The following is a 16,579-nucleotide window of genomic DNA, read 5'->3' on the forward strand; positions in this document are numbered from 1 at the left end:
GCGAGGTTTTCGGTAATCGTGCCCAGAATGGTGCCGCCAAGCAGCCGCTCGAACTGGCTTTCGCCCTCCAGAAGAACATTGGCAAGCTGCGTGCCGAAGCTGCGCCCGAGATTTCCGGCCAGATCGATGGTCGCCTGGCTGTCGTTGTGAACCCGAACGCCGCCCGCGACGTAGGTATGCAGATCCTCGACCTCGAAGTTGTAGCTGCGCTAGGCACCACGACCGGAATGTGCGAGCCCGTCGCCTGCGGCCATGGCGACCGCCTCGACCTCCTCGGACATGTGCCTGGTCTCCTCAGACCAGACGATCCGTTCCGCGCGAATACCTGCAAGGGAACCGTCGGCCAACACGACCGTCGGCTCGGCGTCTTCGATGATCTCGTCGATACGGCGGAATTGGCCATGCGCGTCGAGGAAGCGGTGGCCGGGCGTTACCGTAAGCTCGCGATCTTCGCCACCCTCGTGCCACGAAAGGGAAAGCCATTCCCCCGTTTCATTATGGAAAAGCCTAACCACCCGCTTTGGTACCAATGCCCCCGCCCAGCTTCAACCGAATGATCAAACGCAAGGACAATGTCGCCGGGACGGAGGGTTTCGATAGATGCATGCTCACCCCCCATTACCAAGATTTGTGTGCCTGCTGAAAAGCAGAATGCTTTGAATTGGAACTCTTCAAGGATCTCGGCCGGGAGATTTAAATCGGAGCCAAGTTGGTCGATTTCAGAATCAGTCAAGCCAACAATAAAATCAATATCGATTCCTGCTGCGGAGTAAAGCTGCCGCAACGCAGCAGCGTTCTCACCAGCAAGAGTATATTGCTCCTTAACTACCTTGGAAACATTTGAGACATCTAGACCGGAATGTTTTTGAATGATCAGAGAAAACTTTTCCCATTCTGTTAAGGGAGTATTGGCGACAGTTCCATCTGGGAAAGTACGCTGAACTACCAGTTGGTCCAGCTTCACCTGCTCGCTCAGTAGAATTCCATAGTTAATATTTGCATCCGGATTAATCGCGTTAATAATGAAGTCAGCTTCAATCAATTTATCTTTCATGCCTTCGGTAATTGCCGAAAGCACCCAAGACTGTGGCTTTCCAATAAAGGCATCCCGTAGCCGCAGCGCTGACAACCCAGTGTTTGTGAGGGCAAGTACATCAGTTGCGGTTTTGTGGGAGTTGGCATAGTCTGACCAAGCTCCAAGGATGCTGATCTGAACTTCAATAGTTAACCAAGTGTCATTAGCACCGTTCATTCTTGATCACTTTTTCTGGAGGAAATGATAAAATAGAAGGTGCTGTTGGTGAAGGCACAGCGTATACGGTCTGAGGTACTGAGGCGACAACTTTGAGAAAGCTCCAATATCACACTGGGGCAGAGATCACATGAAGGGGCGGCACTACCTTTTAGTGCCCGGTAGACGATTCGGTCACCTTCGATACTCCGCCCAGGTGTCTGGCCGGTCTGTTGCTGCAAGCTATTATGAGCCGCTACTTCCCAACTAGCGATAGATCGCGGTGTCATTTGACCAGTAGACTTCGAAATTCCCACGATTATGTCGTCGCCATGACAGCGCGTCGTTTCAATCATCAATCCGGGGTTATTACCAAATACTCCCGAGCTTCTATAAACCGTAACGATAGCGCCATCGAAGTCTCGCTCGGACGGTCCTGAGACTGGCGTGACAGGGAACGAGATTGTGTTTAACTGTTGGCCGAGATGAACCGGAGGAGAGCCTAGGAGTAGTGCCTCTGCAGGCAGAGTATTGCAAAGCGAAGCCACCTCAACAGAGGATTGGCTTTTAGCTTGCTCGGCGATTGCAGGAATCCATAATGTAACCGTGGCAAAGATCAGTAGTAATGTGGCTTTCAGCACTTGCTCACTCCCTTGATCTTGCCATCTTAAAAATATACGAGTGAGCTTTAACGGTTTGATCGCGATAGATCTCTGCCGCCACAGGTTGTAATACAGACGCCGCAGGTTTCCGTGTATCTGTAACCTGCGCATATTTGATGTGAAATCTCCGCTGCAGGATCGCCGGCATAACCAGCTTCTCGATGTCCGCGACCTTCATCTCCCGCCCCGCAGGGTCCTGGGTCATCAGCCAGACGATCTCGCCCAGGATCTCCGCGACGGTCTTGCCGGCGACCGGGTCTCGGGCCGGACCTTCGGAGGCTTCGTTCGGTTCGGTGGTCCTGCCAGGGATGCCTCCGCAGATTCTCTTCCGGCAGTAAGCCGCGCATCCTGTATGTTGTAAAGAGCGGCAACCCGCCGACGCGCGTAGCGTCGCATATCGGAACATCCGACCGGAAGCACAGTATGCGCCGCAAGGTCGAAGGCAAGGCTGCCGTCGTCCAGCGCAGTATGGCCGCTGCGCCCGCCGGTCGCGGTGGCGCGGGTCTTGTAGAAGATCTTCATGGGTGTGTTCCTTCGTGGGATTGGCCTCGCAGGCCAGCAGCCGTGTCGTGGCGGAAAGCGCATCGCGCATCGGGTCGGGGGATCGCGTCAGCCTGGTCAGCAGCGCCGCCCCCAGCCACATCTGGTAAAGCACCCGGGTCAGCGCCTGTGCATCGGCGCCGCCGGGCAGCGATCCGTCTGCACGCCCCGCCGCGATCAGTGTGCCACAACGGGCGATCAGGCGTGTGACGCCCGCCTCCAGCACCTGACGCATGACTTCGGACAGATCCGCCACCTCGGCCGACAGCTTGACGACAAGACAGCCTTCCGCCCAGCCGGGCCGGGCCGGATCCTCGGGGTCAGAGATCCAGGCGTTCCAGTAGCGCATCAGTCTTTGGCTGCCAGTTCCCGGCGGCTCCAGCAGCCGGTCCAGCCTGTCGCCGTAGGTTTCGACGTAATGTTGCAGCAGGGCTGTGCCGAACGCTTCTTTGGAGGCGAAGTAATGGTAGAATGAGCCTTTCGGCACATCCGCCGCACGCAGGATCTCTTGCAGACCGATGCCCGAAAATCCCTTGTGCAGCACCAGCGCCTGACCGGCTTCGAGGATATGCAGCCGGGTCGCTTCGCCCTTTGGTGTGAGGTGGAACTGTGTCATACGCATAAAATAGACCGGTCGTCTATAAGAGCAGGACCAAGCGCAGCATACTTTTTGCAGATCTTCCCGCCGCCTTGGCAGGAAGGCTCGCACGAGAGCGCTTTCTTCCCCAGTCCGGAACAAGAGTGACGGTCGAGGGCAGAGCCGCTCTTTCATCCGAAATTTTTCCGGTTGGCGATTGACGCCCGCTTTCCCGCCTGCCGTAACTCCCATACGAAATAAATTCGGATGGTTCGCAACATGGCAACGTCGGGAGAAATGGTGGCGGCAATCGCCGATCTGTTCGACGTCAACGCCGTGACGATCGAGAGCATCGACCGCAGCCTGTCGGCGGCTGGCCTGCGCCGGAAAGGCGGGCGCGGTCGGTCCGCGCTGCATATGACCGGGTCGGATATCGTCAGCCTGACCTTCGCGCTGATCCTGGGCACGGGCATGAAAGATGCGCCGGAGAAGGTCGGCAAGGTCAGTCGGATGCCGCGACTGCATGCCTCCGTGCAATGGCGTCCGGACCCGGAAACGCCCCTGTCCGCGCTGGCCGAACAGGTGGAGCAGTATCAGGAACACCCGGCTGCGACTGCAGGTCTAGGCGTGTTTCCGGGTGGGGCGGCACTTGCCGCGGCGGGGACCTTGGGTGAAGGCGTTGCCGCACTGGTCGATGCGATGGCTGCCGGCGAGTTCCGCTCGCTCGACGATGTGGCGTTGAACCTGCAGATGTCGAGTGTCGGCCCTTCGGCCAGGCTCGCCTATGCCACCCGCGCCGGGGTATTGCGCGTGCATTACGAGACCACCGGTCCGGAAGCGGAGCGTCCGGTCTTCGAGCGTCGTTTCAAGCTCGACGAGTCTCTCCTGCGGCGTCTCGCCGGGATCATAGCCACCCGGTGACCGGCATTGGCCGGGATCTGACGGCATCGATCATGAATGCGGTAATGGACATGAATCCCCTGGCTGCTCTTATCTCGTCCTGGCTCATACGCTGATCCTTCTCGGATCGGACGTAGGGCTCGTTCAGCTGGACGTTCCCGGACCATCGCAACAGTCACCGAATCGTCCGTCTTTGGACGGGCTGTGCCGGGACACCCGCCGAAGTCTTCCGCGAGAAGCTAATGACAGAGACGGATCCCCTGTCCTAGTCTAAAACGCGTCAGCGTCGCGGTTCAGCCTGAAACCACAGAAGTGATTTGCGAAGACAGGAGAGCGAAGGCGCCTTCGCTCTCCCTGGCACCGGCTACTTCGCCGCCAGCCAGTTGTTGAACCGCTCGGCCAGTTCCGCGCTGTGATCGGCCCAGAAGCCGGGATCCTCAAGGACGGCATTGGCCATGTTCTCCGGCGCCGTCGGCAGGTTCGGCGCCATCTCGGTCTTGTCGTCCTTGTAGAGCCCCAGAAGCGGGGCCGAGGATTTGCGGGCGGGGCCGTAGCTGATATAGCGCGCCTGTCCGGCCAGGGGCTCGGACCCTGTGGCGAACTTGACGTATTCCAGCGCTTCTTCGGGGTGCGGCGCGCCCACGGGAATGACGAAGGCGTTCAGTTCCAGGTATTGCCCGTCCCAGATCACCTCGAAGGGCTTGCCCTCGTTGATCGCGGCGTCGAAGATGCGGCCGTTATAGGCGGTGGTCATCGTCACCTCGCCGTCTGCCAGCAGTTGCGGCGGTTGCGCGCCGGCCTCCCACCAGACCACGTCCTTCTTGATGGTGTCGAGCTTGGCAAAGGCCCGGTCGACGCCTTCGGGCGTGGCAAGCACGTCATAGACCTCGGATGCCGGCACCCCGTCGGCCATCAGCGCGAAATGCAGTGTGCGCTTGACATCCTTGGCCAGCCCGCGCTTGCCGGGAAAGGCTTGGGTGTCGAAGAAATCCGCGACGGTCGACGGCGCCTTGTCCGGGAACTTGCTGGTGTCGTAGCTGATCACGGTGCCGGCAAAGATGGTCGCGATGCCGCAATCGCTCAGCGCGCCGTCGATGAAGTCCTCGGCCGCGGGCGTGCCGTCGGCCCCCGGCGGCAGGTCGGCCGGTTCGATGGCGATGACCGCGCCGTCGTCGCAAAGCCGCACGGCATCGGCCATGGCCACGTCGAAGACATCCGCCGTCACGTTCCCCGCGCCCACCTGCGCCCTGAGCAGGACCGAGGGATCGTCCGCCGAGATGGTAGTGACCTTGATGCCGGTCGCTTCGGTGAAGGGCTTGTTATAGGCCTCGATCTGGCTGACCTCGATGGCGCCGCCCCAGGTGACGACGCTGACCTCCTGCGCTGCGCTGGCCGAGACCACGAGGCCGAATATCAAGGCCAGCGCGGTGGTCGAATGGGGGTGTTTCATGATGTTTCTCCCTGATCTTGTTATGTTGGAACGGTTGTGAAAGCAGGCTATCCGGCCCCCTGCAGGGCAGCCCTGACGGGGTCGGGCACCGGGACGCTCTGGCGCGCCAGCGCGTCGAAGAACACCTCGACCACCTCGCAGGTCGCGACGGTCCGGCCGGTGGCGGCTTCCTGCATCGTCAGCGCCAGGGTCACGGATTTGCCGCCGATGCGCGCCGGCTGCCCCGAGATCGCCAGCACCTCGCCGGCCGTGACCTCGGATCGGTATTCGATCTTCAACTGGGCGGTGACGGGGATCACCCCGAGCTGTCCCGGAGGGGGAACCTCCACCCCCGCCTGGGACCAGAAGATGAAGATCGCGTCGTCGAAGGCGGCCGCGTAATGGCGGGCGTTCAGATGCCCGAAATGATCGCAATGCCAGCGATGCGCGACCACGGCATTGAGCGAAACGGGAAAGCGCATCTCCTCAGCCCGCCAGGCGTTTTTCGGCAAGCGCATCGAGTCCCAAGATCCCGCGCGCCTCGTCGGGGGTGGCGACCTCGCAGCCCAGATCGGCGATGATGCGGCTGGCGCGCTCGACCAGCTGGCCGTTGGTGGCGAAGACGCCGCGTTCCAGGTAGATGTTGTCCTCGAGCCCCACCCGGCAATGGCCGCCCAGGATCGTGGACAGCGCCACGATGTCCATTTGCCAGCGCGAGATGCCGAAGGCGCTCCACAACGCGCCCTCGGGCAGCAGTTCCTTCATGTAGATCAGCGTCTTGGCGTCGGCGGGCGCCGACCATTTGACCCCCAGGCAGATCTGGAACAGCGGCGCCGGGTCGATCAGCCCCTGCTCGATCATCCGCCGCGCCAGCAGGATGTCGCCGGGGTTGAAGACCTCGATCTCGGGCTTGACGCCGCCTTCGCGGATCAGCTGCGCCATGCGGTTCAGCGTGCCGGGCGTGTTCATGAAGATGCAGTCCGGCGCCCCGGCAATGCCGCCTTCCAGGTTCATCGTGGTCACGTCCAGCGTGCAAAGCTCGGGCCGGTTCTCCAGCACATGGCCGACGCGCTCGACGGCACTCGCGACATCGGTGGTCGGATGGGCCACGGCCTCGTCCGCGGGATCCGGCACGAAGGTGGCGCCCATGCCGGTGGTCAGGTTGATGACCACGCGGTCGTTCCTTTCGCGGACGCGCTGGACGATCTCGCGGAACACCTCGGGCGAGCGGTTGCCGAGGCCGGTTTCCGGGTCGCGGCCGTGGATATGCACCACCGAGGCGCCCGCATCGGCGGCCTCGATGCAGGCATCCGCGATTTGGGCGGGCGTGACCGGATAGTTCGGAAAGCGGGGGTGGATCGGCCCGTCGCCGGTCACGGCGCAGGTCAGGACGATTTTGCGTTTCATGGGATCTCCTGTCGGTCTCTAGGCGTGTTCGGGGGCGGCAGGCGTCTTGCGGGTCTCGCCAAGCGCCTTGAGGACCGCGACCAGCTGGTCGTCGCGCTGCCGGCGCAAGGTGGCGTAGTCGCGGCCGTCGATTTCCTCGGCCAGGCCCTCGACCAGCCTGTCGATGGTCTCGGGCGTCAGCTGCGGCTTGCCCAGGTCGTCCCACCATTCGGTGTAGCTTTGGGTGAACTGCTCGCAATAGGCGCGCAGGCCGCCTTCGCCGCCGCCCAGGTTCAGCAGCATATGCGGCCCCATGATCGCCCATCGCAGGCCGGGGCCGGCCCAGATCGCCGCGTTCACGTCCTTGACCGAGGCGACGCCGGCATCGACCAGGTGGATCGCCTCGCGCCACAACGCGGCCTGCAGGCGGTTGGCGACATGGCCCATGACTTCGCGCTTCAGGGTGATCGTCACCTTGCCGCAGCTTTCGTAAAGCGCCCGCGCCCGCGGCAGCACGTCGGGATCGGTGCGGTCGTTGGCGTAAAGCTCGACCAGCGGCACCAGGTGCGGCGGGTTGAAGGGATGGCCGATGATCAGCCGGCCGGGGTTTTTCCAGCCCGCCTGCAGGTCCGACAGCTCCAGCCCCGAAGAACTGGTGGCGACGATGGCATGCGGCCGCAGATGCGGCTCCATCGCGGCATAAAGCGCCCGTTTCGCGTCCAGACGCTCGGGGATGTTTTCAAAGACGAAATCCGCCTCGGCCAGCGCGGCCTCGAGCGAGGGCGCGACGTGGAAATCCGGTTGCGTGGTTTCCGTCGCCAGCCCCAGTTCCACCAGCGCCGGCTTGACCGAATCCCAGAACTCGGCGACCGCCCGCCCTGCCTCGGGGCGGTTGTCATGGATCACCACCCGCCGCCCCGAGGCAGCCATCAGCGCCGCCCAGCTGCAGCCGATCAGCCCGGTGCCAATGATCGTGATCACTCGCAAATCGGAGGGATCGGTGGTTTCGTCTCGCGCCATCATGTCCTCATATATGATATCTGATCAGATTTAGGTCGACGTCATGCGGGTCCGCCCTGCTGCATCCACCCTAGGAGGCGCGAATCGATTCTGTCAATGAATATGATATCTGATCAGATATTGCGGACTGATTGCCTCGGCCTGGGCATTTCTTTACGCTTGCGCCAAAACCATCCAAGGATCCCGCATGGCCCCGCGCTCCGCCTCCCTGCCCGCCTTTCAGCAACGGCAGGTGATTTCCGAACCCGATCACGTCTATGGCGAGTTGAAGCAGTCCTTCATGATCGGCGAGTTCGAGCCGGGCCAGCGCCTGACCCTGCCCGAGCTTGCCGCGGCCTTCGGCACCAGCCAGATGCCCGTGCGCGAGGCCACCAGCCGCCTGGTAGTGGCACGCGCCATCGAGGCGATGCCGCGCCGCTCGATGCGGGTGCCACAGGCCACGGTGGAGCGGCTGGACGCGCTGCTGCCCCTGCGCTTGCATCTCGAGGGCGAAGCGGCCCGCCTTGCCGCCCTGCGGCCCGACCCGCAACTGGCCCGCCGGCTCGCGCGCATCGACGAGGAGATGCGCGCCATGGTGCCCCGGCAGGACACCAAGACCTATCTGCGGCTGAACCAGCAGTTCCATTTCGAGGTCTACCGGCAATGCGGCAACGACGACCTGGTCGACCTGATCGAGCTTTTGTGGATGCGCTATGGGCCGTTGATGAGCATCGTGCGCAGCGGGGTGCTGTCCAAGACCGGCCAGGTGCGCCACGCCGAGGTGATCGAGGCGATCCGGCAGGGCGATCCCGAGGCGGCCCGCGCCGCGATCTGCGGCGACATCGCCGAGGCCGCCGAGGCGATTCGCGCCCGGATCGCCACCGACAAGGCCACGCCTGCGCACCCGAAAACCGAATAGCGCCTGCTGGTGCCGCCGGAGGATGGGGGATCGATCCTGTCGCAAAAGCCCCGGCCGGTTTCTGTCCCCGATGATCCGCGATCCAGGATCCGGGCAGCACGCCAGGACCGCCAGGGCGGCCGGGATACTCGGCCGCATAGTGCGTTCGATGTCCAGAACCACGAACCGGACGAATCCTTGCGCCGGAACGGTCCCGTCCATCCCTGCTCGACGCAGCCGAAAACCGCATCGACTTCAATGCCCTGCGCGGCGGTCTCCAAGGCTTCGCGCTTCATCGCAGCACAGATGCGATGGTAGAGGAAGCCGAGGCTTTTCCTCCCGTCCTCGAAAGGCCGCAGGCGCGGAAGATCCCGGCCCGGATTTCCCCGGTTTCGGGCTTTCTCTGAGAAACATCTTTGCACGATCAGGTTGTCGGTCCGAGGCGGCAAACACGCCCTTGGGGTCGTGCGGGAGTTTCATGGCATATCGCGCAGCCGTCCAGGTCGGGGTCCACAGCGTCACGACGATGGGCAGTTGCCGGTCCACGGCCGTCATGCCCGCGGTGCTGCCCTCGGCCAGTTGCAGGTCGAGGCGATATTGCTCGACGGCCTGCATTGTCTTGCGCATCCACCCCGCGCCGGGCTCGGTGCCGATGATCTTTGCCCGGTCGTGGGTGGTGTCGTTCTGCTCCTCGATCGGTGATCTCGACAGAGTTGGGAACGGCCAGACCCTGGCAAAGGCCATGCGAAGCGATCGAGAGCTTCGCGGGCTGGTTTCCCGATAGCCGGCTTGGCCGCGCCTGACCACGGGTCAGGCCGACATAAGCAATGCCCAATCAGGGACGCGGTCGGCTCTACCGGATAGCCCTTGTTCCCAAGAACCTTCCCGGCCACCGTTGCGGTCGGAACCTCTCAGGCCATGGTGCCCGGCTCGAACCTTGTCCCGCGCTTGCGGCCAGGGTGCTCATCCGCACCGCCCAAGAGCTTTCACCAGTCGTTTCATGGCATCCCCCGATGGTCTGACCGAGCTTCGTCGCTTGTGACGGAACGCGGATCGCTGCCGGCCGCAAAGCTCATATTGACATACTGCAAATAATAGACATTCTGTCTATTAAAAATACAGAATGGTCGGCGTCAGTGGATCTCGTCGACACGGTCGTGGACCGGATCGGCGAGATCATGCAGCCGATCCTCTCGGGCACCATCAGCCGCGACCCTATGCGGGGCGATCTTTACGATCTGGTGGCGGCGGGCGGCTCCAGCCGCCGGTCCGATGACCAGGTCACGCTGTTCAAGAACGGCGGCGGCGCGCATCTGGACCTGATGATCGCCAGCTATGCCGTCGAGGCCCTCAAGTCCTTGAAGATAAAATATCGCAGCCGGCATCTGCCGGATCGCAGCGGATGTCCGCCTTGGGCCGCCGGATCGTGTCCGGCGGCCCATAGGATCACGATGCAGAGCGCGCTCATGGCCCGCGGCCAAGGCAGCACGCCGCCGCGTTCGTTGTATGTCGACAGCTTGGGCCGTGCCCCTGACGCCCGTTACGGAAAGCTGGCGACGGGGGCGCCGAGCAGCGCGCGGTCGACGGTGATGCCCAGGCCGGGGCCTGTCGGCGCGGCGCCCCGGCCGTTGCGGCTGCGGGGCTGATAGCCGGCGACATGCTCGTTCGTCCAGTCGTTGAAGAACGAGGTGTGCAGCAGATGTTCGGGGCTGGAGCTGGCCGCCACATGCGACACCGCCGCCGAGGTGACGTCGCCACCCCAGACATCCTCGATGGCGAAATGCATGCCCAGATCCTGCGCGGCATTGCGCAGGGCGACCGTCGGGGTGATGCCGCCCAGCCGGCCCAGCTTGATGTTCACCGCCGCCGCCGAGACCTCGTATTTCGCGCGATACAGATCGGCGTGGTTCAGGACGGTTTCGTCCATGATCATCGGCAGGCGGCCGGTGCGGCGCAGGAGGGCGCAATCGGCCAGTTCGCGGCAGGGCTGCTCGAAGAACATGCCGGTGTCGTCCAGCGCGCGCATCGCGACCTGCGCTTCCAGCAGCGTATAGCCGGCATTGGCATCGACGAAAAAGAAGATCTCGGGGAAGGCCTCGGCGATGGCGCGGGCGCGCGCGGCATCCCTGGCCGGATCGTCGCCGATCTTGATCTGGTAGCGCAGGATGCCCTCGGCGCTGCGTTTCTGGACATAGGCGATGCTGTCTTCGACCGAGGACAGCGGCACCGCCTCGAAGATCGGCAACTCGGTGCTGAGCACGCCGCCGATCAGCTCGGCGATCGGCAGGCCGACCGACTTGCCGAAGATGTCCCAGCAAGCCACGTCGAAGGCGTTCTTGGCATTGGCCTGGCCCATCAGCACGCTCGACATCAGCCGCTGCAGATGGCTGGTCCGGCGCGGATCCTGGCCGATCAGCAAGGGCGCCAGCTCGCGCAGCGCTGCGCGGGTGCCGGCGGCAAAAACCGGCAGGTAGTTCCCCGACAGCGTCGCCGCCTCGCCCCAGCCCTCGATGCCGTCGTCGGTGACGACCCGCACCAGGTTCGAGGGCTGTTGCCTGGCCGAGCGGCCCTTGGACATCGCATAGGTGCCATGGGCATAGGTCAGGTCGTATTCGTAAAGCTCGATGGCCAAGATCTTCATGGCGGTCCTCTTTCCTGCCGGGTGGCGCATCCGCCCAAGGCGGTGCGATCTGTTCACGGGGCAGGATTTCCATGGCGGCCGCGCTTGCCGCAAATCAGTTTTCCACTATACAAGGATCAGAAAATCTGAGTCTGGGGATCATGCCGGTTTCGCCGCCTTTCAGCAGGATGCCTTCCCTGAACGCCCTGCGCGCCTTCGAGGCGGCGGCGCGGCTTGGCAGTTTCCGGCAGGCGGCGGACGAGCTGATGGTGACGCCGGGGGCCGTCACCGCCCAGATCAAGGCGCTGGAGGCGGACTATGGCGCCACCCTGTTCGAGCGCCGGGCGCATGGCGTCCGGCTGACCCCGCTGGGGCAGCGCGTCGCGCCGGGTTTCATCGCGGCCTTCGATGCCCTTGGCCATGCGGTGCGCGAGCTTCGGCGCCATGCCGCGCCGCGCCGGGTCCATGTCGTCACCTCGCCGGCCCTGGCGCAGCTGTGGCTTGCACCGCGCCTGCCCGCCCTGCGCGCGGCGCTGGCACAGGTGGACATCTCGGTCACGGCGCTGGAGGATCCGCCGGATCTCAAGCGCACGCCCTTCGACCTGTGCCTGTTCTATGCCGCTCCCGACCCCGGCAGGATTGATCTTGGGGCGGAAAACCTTCTGCCGGTATGCGCCCCTGACCTGGCCGAAAGCCTTGCCGAGCCCGCCGATCTGGGCCGGGTGATCTGCATCTCGGACGTGGTCTGGCAGGACTGGCGGATCTGGGCCAAGGCGGCAATGCCGGACGGCGCGGTCGTTCCCACCGGCCCCGGCTTTTCGCTGTATGCGGTCGCCCTGCAGCAGGCGCTGGCGGGCGCCGGAGTCCTGATGGGCCGGCAATCCCTGGTGCAGGGGCATCTGGACAGCGGCACGCTTGTCGCCCCCTTCGGCCGGCCGGTTCCGTTGGGCCTGTCGGTGACGGCATGGATGCTGCCGGAAAGCCGCAACGACCGGGCGGTGATCGCGGTGGCCGACGCGTTGCGCCATGTCGCGGGTGGCGTGTCAGCCGGCCGTCCATGACCGCCGGCGTATCCCGGGCCCAGGTGTCGCCGACCGTGCAGCCTTAAGGACCGCGGTCCGGCGCAAGGAGATTGAGGCCGTGGATCCAGCCGGCCCCCGAGATTTCCAACACCACGCGGCGGCGGGCCATCTTGGTCTCCCAGACCAGCCGCCCAGCATGGACGTTGCCGAGAATGTTCTGATGCCGGAAGCTCTGGCTCAGCGGCAACTCGCCCTTGGCGCAGGTGCCGGTCCGCGCCCGTGCAGCGAACGAGCCCGGCCGGCAGGTGGATGCCGACCTGTTCCCGCTGCATCTGCCGGAGGGGGTCGAAATCGTCCCCGGCGCCGAGATCGCCGAGGCACGCTGGGTCGATCCGGCATGCAACGACATCACCCTCGCGCCGCTGACCGGAGAGGAGATCCTGCCGCGCTGGGTCTCGGGCGCCTTCGCCCGGCTGCAAGCCGGCTGGCCCAAGCTCATCGCCCGGCCGGAAGCAGCGGACCGACGAGGTCCAGAATGGTCGCAATGGCCGCTTGCGCCGTCCCCGGCATCTCGAATTCGGCGAGTGCGCCCCCGGCGATGCGCTCTGGCGGGATGGCGTCAAGAAAGGCGCGCAGCCGGTCGGGGACAAGCCCGCCGGGAACGGAATAGGCGGCGGCCGCCAAGCGCGACATCCCTGGCCAGCTCAAGCCCCAAGCCAATCGGGCGTGGGAGAAACAATGGACATTACCGTCCTGATTCCCAGGCTCATCCTGATCGCCGCAAGCGCAGTCCTGCCGACGCCCGAGTCAGGCCGCAAGGCGGTGCATCCGCGCCGAAGAACGGCCCGCTGGCTCTGCTGGCAGGCGACGAGCCCGCGGCCGAAACAGCCGGCGCGAATGTTGCCGATCGGGGGATGCCCGGCGCACAGGCCCGGCCCGAGGGCAAGGCGGCCGCAGCGGATCACGGCCGCCCCGCAATCGGAGCCGACGGCAAGGCGGCGGCGCTTGCACGACTGGCCTGCCTGGGCTGGTTTGCTCTCAAACGGCCCGGCAATCAGGCAGCAAGCCCCTCGCCGCGCGGACCGATTTTTCAACGCGGCCGCCCAGCCGCCCGGTCTTCCGCATCGAGCCTGGCTCTGGAACGGGGCTTTCCCTGGGCGGACTTGATGCGACCGGATGGTCGCTGCCCGCGCCCGCAAGGGGGCAAAGCGGGCGGGGGGCCGAAGGCCTCGACGATCAGACTCGCCGCAATGGAAGCGGACATGAAATCGTCCGGCGATCCGCCTGGCCGGATCGGCACCGGCATCGGCGGGAAAGCGGCTGGCTCGAACGGGGAAGCGTTCGAAACATCCCCCGCCGGGCCGGGCGGCACGGGCGAAGGACGGCGCGGACCGGTCTTCGCGACCAGACCGACGCGCCAGGGGCGGGCAGCTATCCCAGCGCCCGCACCAGCCCCAGGGTGATCGCCGGGAACGCGACCAGCAACACGATGCGCAGCAGGTCCGAGATCAGGAACGGCATGACCCCCTTGAAGCTTTCCCACATCGGCACCTCCTTGGCCATCGCGTTGATGACAAAGACGTTCATCCCGACCGGAGGGGTGATCAGCCCCACCTCGACCACCACCACCGCCAGGATGCCGAACCAGATCAGCGTGTCCTCGCGGCCCATGCCGAAATCCAGCCCCGCGATGATCGGATAGAAGATCGGGATGGTCAGCAGCAGCATGGACATGGAATCCATCACGCAGCCCATCGCCAGATACAGAAGCAGGATGGCGACCAGAACCATCATCGGCGACAGCCCCGCCTCGACGATCATCTGCGAGGCCAGCATGGGCGTCTGCGTGGCGGAAAGGAAGGCGTTGAACATCTCGGCCCCCAGCATGATCAGAAAGATCATGGCCGAGGTCCGGGCCGTGCCTTGCAGGCATTCGACCAGCCCCTTCAGCCGCAGCCCGCCATGCAGCACCGCCAGCACGAAGGCCCCGAAGGCGCCGACCGCCGCGGCCTCGGTGGGGGTGAACCAGCCGCGATACATGCCGACGATCACCAGCGCAAAGATCAGGATGATCGACCAGGTTTCCTTCAGCGAATCCAGCCGCTCGGACCAGCTGGCGCGGGGGCCGGCCGGGCCTGCCTCGGGGCGGCGGCGCACGAAGACGGCGATCGCCAGCATATAGCCGAGCGCGGCGACTACCCCCGGCACCATGGCGGCGACGAACATCTTGGCGATGCTTTGTTCGGTCATCAGCGCGTAAAGCACCAGGATCACCGAGGGCGGGATCAGGATGCCCATCGTGCCCCCGGCCGCCAGAGAGCCGGTGGCCAGCGCGCCCGAATAGTTGTAGCGCCGCATCTCGGGCAGCGCGACCTGGCCCATGGTCGCGGCGGTGGCCAGCGACGAGCCGCAGATCGCGCCGAAGGCCGCGCAGCCCCCGACCGAGGCCATGGCCAGCCCGCCGCGCAGATGCCCCATGAAGGCCGCGGCGGCACGGTAAAGCGCCCGGCTCATCCCGGCATGGGTGGCGAATTCGCCCATCAGCACGAAAAGCGGGATCACCGACAGCGAATAGGTGGAAAACTGGTAATAGGTGTTGGTCTTGAGGAAGGCGAGCAGCGGCATCCAGCCGCTGACCAGCCCGTATCCGACGATGCCGGTCGCCAGCATCGCCACGGCGATCGGAATACGGATGGCCATCAGCGCCAGAAGCACAGCGAAACCCGTCAGCCCGGCGGCGATCCCGGTCATGCGCGCGCCTTTCCGATATGGCCGATCAGGGTGAAGAAGGTGGTCACGATCAGCAGCGCCATCGCCGGCATGGCGATGATGAAGCTCCACCAGATCGGGATGCGCAGGATCATGGTCTGTTCCCCATAGCTGTAGAAATCGACCGCCCCGTGCCACAGCCGCCAGGTCAGCAGCACCCCGATCGCCAGATAGACCAGGTCGCCCAGAGCCTCGAGCGCGTGGTTCGTGCGCGGGCCGGCCTTCATGGTGAAGAAATCGACCAGCACGTTGCCGCCGATGACCTGGCACCAGGGCAGGAAGCAGAAGACGGTGATGGCCGAGAGAACCTCGACCAGCTCGAAATCGCCGGGGATCGGCCAGCCGAGGACGGATCGCAGCGTGACGCTGGCCACGGTCATCAGCATCATCGCCAGCAGCGCCGCGCCCCCGATGGCGGCAAACCAGCGGCAGAGGGCGACGAGCCAGCCGGGCACCGGCACCGGATGGGGCTGTTCGGTCAGGGGTTCGGCTTCGGTCATCTCGCCCTCGCCTCCCCTTACTCGGCGCCGGCCGCGGCCAGCATGGCGCGCGCATCGTCCAGCATCGCCTGCCCGTCCAGGCCACGGCTGTCCATGGCCTTGACCCAGCCGTCCACCACCGGCTGCACCGCCGCGCGCCACTCCTCCATCTGCTCGGCCGGGATCACGTTGATCTGCGCGCCCGCGTCCAGGGCTTTCTGCCTTTCCTCGGCCTCGACCCGGTCCAGGGCGGCGCCGGCCAGCACCGCCAGATTGGCGCCGGAATTGTCGTCGATTACCTTTTTCAGGTCGTCGGGCAGGCTGTCGTATTTGGCCCGGTTCATCACCAGCGCCATGACCGCGGTGGAAACGCCGCCGTTCTCGACCCCGATTTCGCTATGGGCATTGGTGATCTCGTCGACCCGCAGGGAACCCACGACCTCCCACGGGATCTGCGCGCCGTCGATCACGCCGGTGGTCAGGGCCTGCGCGACCTCGGGCACGGGCATGCCCACGGCAGTCGCGCCAAGCGCATTCAGCGCGTCGGTCATCGCGCGCGAGGGGGCACGGATCTTCTTGCCCTTGAGATCGGCCAGCGCGGTGATCGGGCCGCTGCGCATGTGGAACTTGTAGCCCGCCGGCGCATGCAGCAAGAGCGGCTTCACCTGCGCCATCTCGTCGCCCAGGTATTTCGCCTGGAACTCTTGCAGCGCGGCGGTGGTCTGGACGGCGGTGCCGGAGACGAAGGGCAGTTCGAACACCTCGGCCACGGGGAAGCGGCCGGGCGTATAGCCCAGGAGCGTCCAGGAAATGTCCACGATGCCGTCGCGCGCCTGGTCGAAGAGTTGCGGCGGCTTGCCTCCCAATTGCATCGAGGGGAACAGTTGCACGTCGATGCGGCCGCCCGACTGTTCCTCGACGGCCTTTTCCCAGGGGACCAGGATCTCGGTTTGCATCGGCGCATCGGCCGACAGGAAGTGATGGACGCGCAGCGTCACATCGGCGGCGCATGCCGCGCCACCCAGCGAAAGCGAGGCGATGGCCGACAGGATCAGGGTTTTCATGGT

General features: G+C 64.7%; 16 protein-coding genes. 4 read left to right on the forward strand and 12 right to left on the reverse strand.

Annotated features, from left to right (window positions below):
• Positions 1 to 430: 430 nt before the first annotated feature.
• The gene (locus tag KF941_RS23320; RefSeq protein ID WP_214274694.1) at positions 431 to 1,252 is read right to left on the reverse strand and encodes a hypothetical protein; all 822 of its coding nucleotides are present in this window, start codon (positions 1,250 to 1,252) and stop codon (positions 431 to 433) included.
• Between the two features lie 624 nt (positions 1,253 to 1,876).
• A complete protein-coding gene (locus tag KF941_RS23325; protein ID WP_214274695.1) occupies positions 1,877 to 3,055 on the reverse strand; it encodes a TetR family transcriptional regulator C-terminal domain-containing protein in 1,179 nt (392 codons plus the stop codon).
• A gap of 222 nt (positions 3,056 to 3,277) precedes the next feature.
• Here KF941_RS23325 and KF941_RS23330 point away from each other — a divergent pair, with 222 nt between their 5' ends.
• Positions 3,278 to 3,931, forward strand: coding sequence for a hypothetical protein (locus tag KF941_RS23330; protein WP_214274696.1), 654 nt, complete (start codon positions 3,278 to 3,280; stop codon positions 3,929 to 3,931).
• A 343-nt stretch (positions 3,932 to 4,274) separates the two neighbouring features.
• On the opposite strand, the gene KF941_RS23335 is transcribed toward KF941_RS23330, so the two are convergent.
• The 4 genes from KF941_RS23335 to KF941_RS23350 are packed head-to-tail and all read right to left on the reverse strand — an operon-like array spanning position 4,275 to position 7,706.
• On the reverse strand, positions 4,275 to 5,360 hold the full coding sequence (locus tag KF941_RS23335; protein ID WP_214274697.1) for an ABC transporter substrate-binding protein: 1,086 nt from the start codon (positions 5,358 to 5,360) through the stop codon (positions 4,275 to 4,277).
• A gap of 47 nt (positions 5,361 to 5,407) precedes the next feature.
• Positions 5,408 to 5,821: a thioesterase family protein gene (locus KF941_RS23340; protein WP_214274698.1), complete on the reverse strand. Its 414-nt coding sequence runs from the start codon at positions 5,819 to 5,821 to the stop codon at positions 5,408 to 5,410.
• 4 nt (positions 5,822 to 5,825) lie between these two features.
• On the reverse strand, positions 5,826 to 6,746 hold the full coding sequence (locus tag KF941_RS23345) for a 3-keto-5-aminohexanoate cleavage protein (RefSeq protein WP_214274195.1): 921 nt from the start codon (positions 6,744 to 6,746) through the stop codon (positions 5,826 to 5,828).
• 18 nt (positions 6,747 to 6,764) lie between these two features.
• Complete coding sequence (locus tag KF941_RS23350; protein ID WP_346429023.1) at positions 6,765 to 7,706, reverse strand: 3-hydroxyacyl-CoA dehydrogenase NAD-binding domain-containing protein; 942 nt, start codon at positions 7,704 to 7,706, stop codon at positions 6,765 to 6,767.
• A gap of 226 nt (positions 7,707 to 7,932) precedes the next feature.
• Between KF941_RS23350 and KF941_RS23355 the strand changes: the two genes are divergently transcribed.
• Positions 7,933 to 8,643: a GntR family transcriptional regulator gene (locus KF941_RS23355; RefSeq protein ID WP_214274699.1), complete on the forward strand. Its 711-nt coding sequence runs from the start codon at positions 7,933 to 7,935 to the stop codon at positions 8,641 to 8,643.
• Positions 8,644 to 8,877: 234 nt separating this feature from the next.
• On the opposite strand, the gene KF941_RS23360 is transcribed toward KF941_RS23355, so the two are convergent.
• The gene (locus KF941_RS23360) at positions 8,878 to 9,366 is read right to left on the reverse strand and encodes a glycine betaine ABC transporter substrate-binding protein (RefSeq protein ID WP_214274700.1); all 489 of its coding nucleotides are present in this window, start codon (positions 9,364 to 9,366) and stop codon (positions 8,878 to 8,880) included.
• 392 nt (positions 9,367 to 9,758) lie between these two features.
• Between KF941_RS23360 and KF941_RS23365 the strand changes: the two genes are divergently transcribed.
• On the forward strand, positions 9,759 to 10,268 hold the full coding sequence (locus tag KF941_RS23365) for a hypothetical protein (RefSeq protein WP_214274701.1): 510 nt from the start codon (positions 9,759 to 9,761) through the stop codon (positions 10,266 to 10,268).
• On the opposite strand, the gene KF941_RS23370 is transcribed toward KF941_RS23365, so the two are convergent.
• Positions 10,163 to 11,263: a mandelate racemase/muconate lactonizing enzyme family protein gene (locus tag KF941_RS23370; RefSeq protein ID WP_214274702.1), complete on the reverse strand. Its 1,101-nt coding sequence runs from the start codon at positions 11,261 to 11,263 to the stop codon at positions 10,163 to 10,165. The two genes, KF941_RS23365 and KF941_RS23370, sit on opposite strands and share 106 nt — an antisense overlap.
• 167 nt (positions 11,264 to 11,430) lie before the next feature.
• Between KF941_RS23370 and KF941_RS23375 the strand changes: the two genes are divergently transcribed.
• Positions 11,431 to 12,303 carry a LysR family transcriptional regulator gene (locus KF941_RS23375; RefSeq protein ID WP_214274703.1) on the forward strand — a complete coding sequence of 291 codons (873 nt, stop codon included), beginning with the start codon at positions 11,431 to 11,433 and terminating at the stop codon, positions 12,301 to 12,303.
• A 456-nt stretch (positions 12,304 to 12,759) separates the two neighbouring features.
• On the opposite strand, the gene KF941_RS23385 is transcribed toward KF941_RS23375, so the two are convergent.
• From KF941_RS23385 to KF941_RS23400, 4 genes are all read right to left on the reverse strand, one after another.
• On the reverse strand, positions 12,760 to 12,948 hold the full coding sequence (locus tag KF941_RS23385; RefSeq protein ID WP_214274705.1) for a hypothetical protein: 189 nt from the start codon (positions 12,946 to 12,948) through the stop codon (positions 12,760 to 12,762).
• Positions 12,949 to 13,695: 747 nt separating this feature from the next.
• The gene (locus KF941_RS23390) at positions 13,696 to 15,015 is read right to left on the reverse strand and encodes a TRAP transporter large permease (RefSeq protein WP_114534875.1); all 1,320 of its coding nucleotides are present in this window, start codon (positions 15,013 to 15,015) and stop codon (positions 13,696 to 13,698) included.
• Positions 15,012 to 15,533: a TRAP transporter small permease gene (locus tag KF941_RS23395; RefSeq protein WP_072463967.1), complete on the reverse strand. Its 522-nt coding sequence runs from the start codon at positions 15,531 to 15,533 to the stop codon at positions 15,012 to 15,014. Before KF941_RS23395 ends, KF941_RS23390 begins: the two co-directional genes overlap by 4 nt.
• 17 nt (positions 15,534 to 15,550) lie before the next feature.
• Positions 15,551 to 16,576 carry a TRAP transporter substrate-binding protein gene (locus KF941_RS23400; protein WP_214274706.1) on the reverse strand — a complete coding sequence of 342 codons (1,026 nt, stop codon included), beginning with the start codon at positions 16,574 to 16,576 and terminating at the stop codon, positions 15,551 to 15,553.
• Positions 16,577 to 16,579 lie beyond the last annotated feature (3 nt).

The organism is Paracoccus sp. pheM1, from assembly GCF_018499825.1.
Taxonomy (GTDB): Bacteria; Pseudomonadota; Alphaproteobacteria; order Rhodobacterales; family Rhodobacteraceae; genus Paracoccus; species Paracoccus versutus.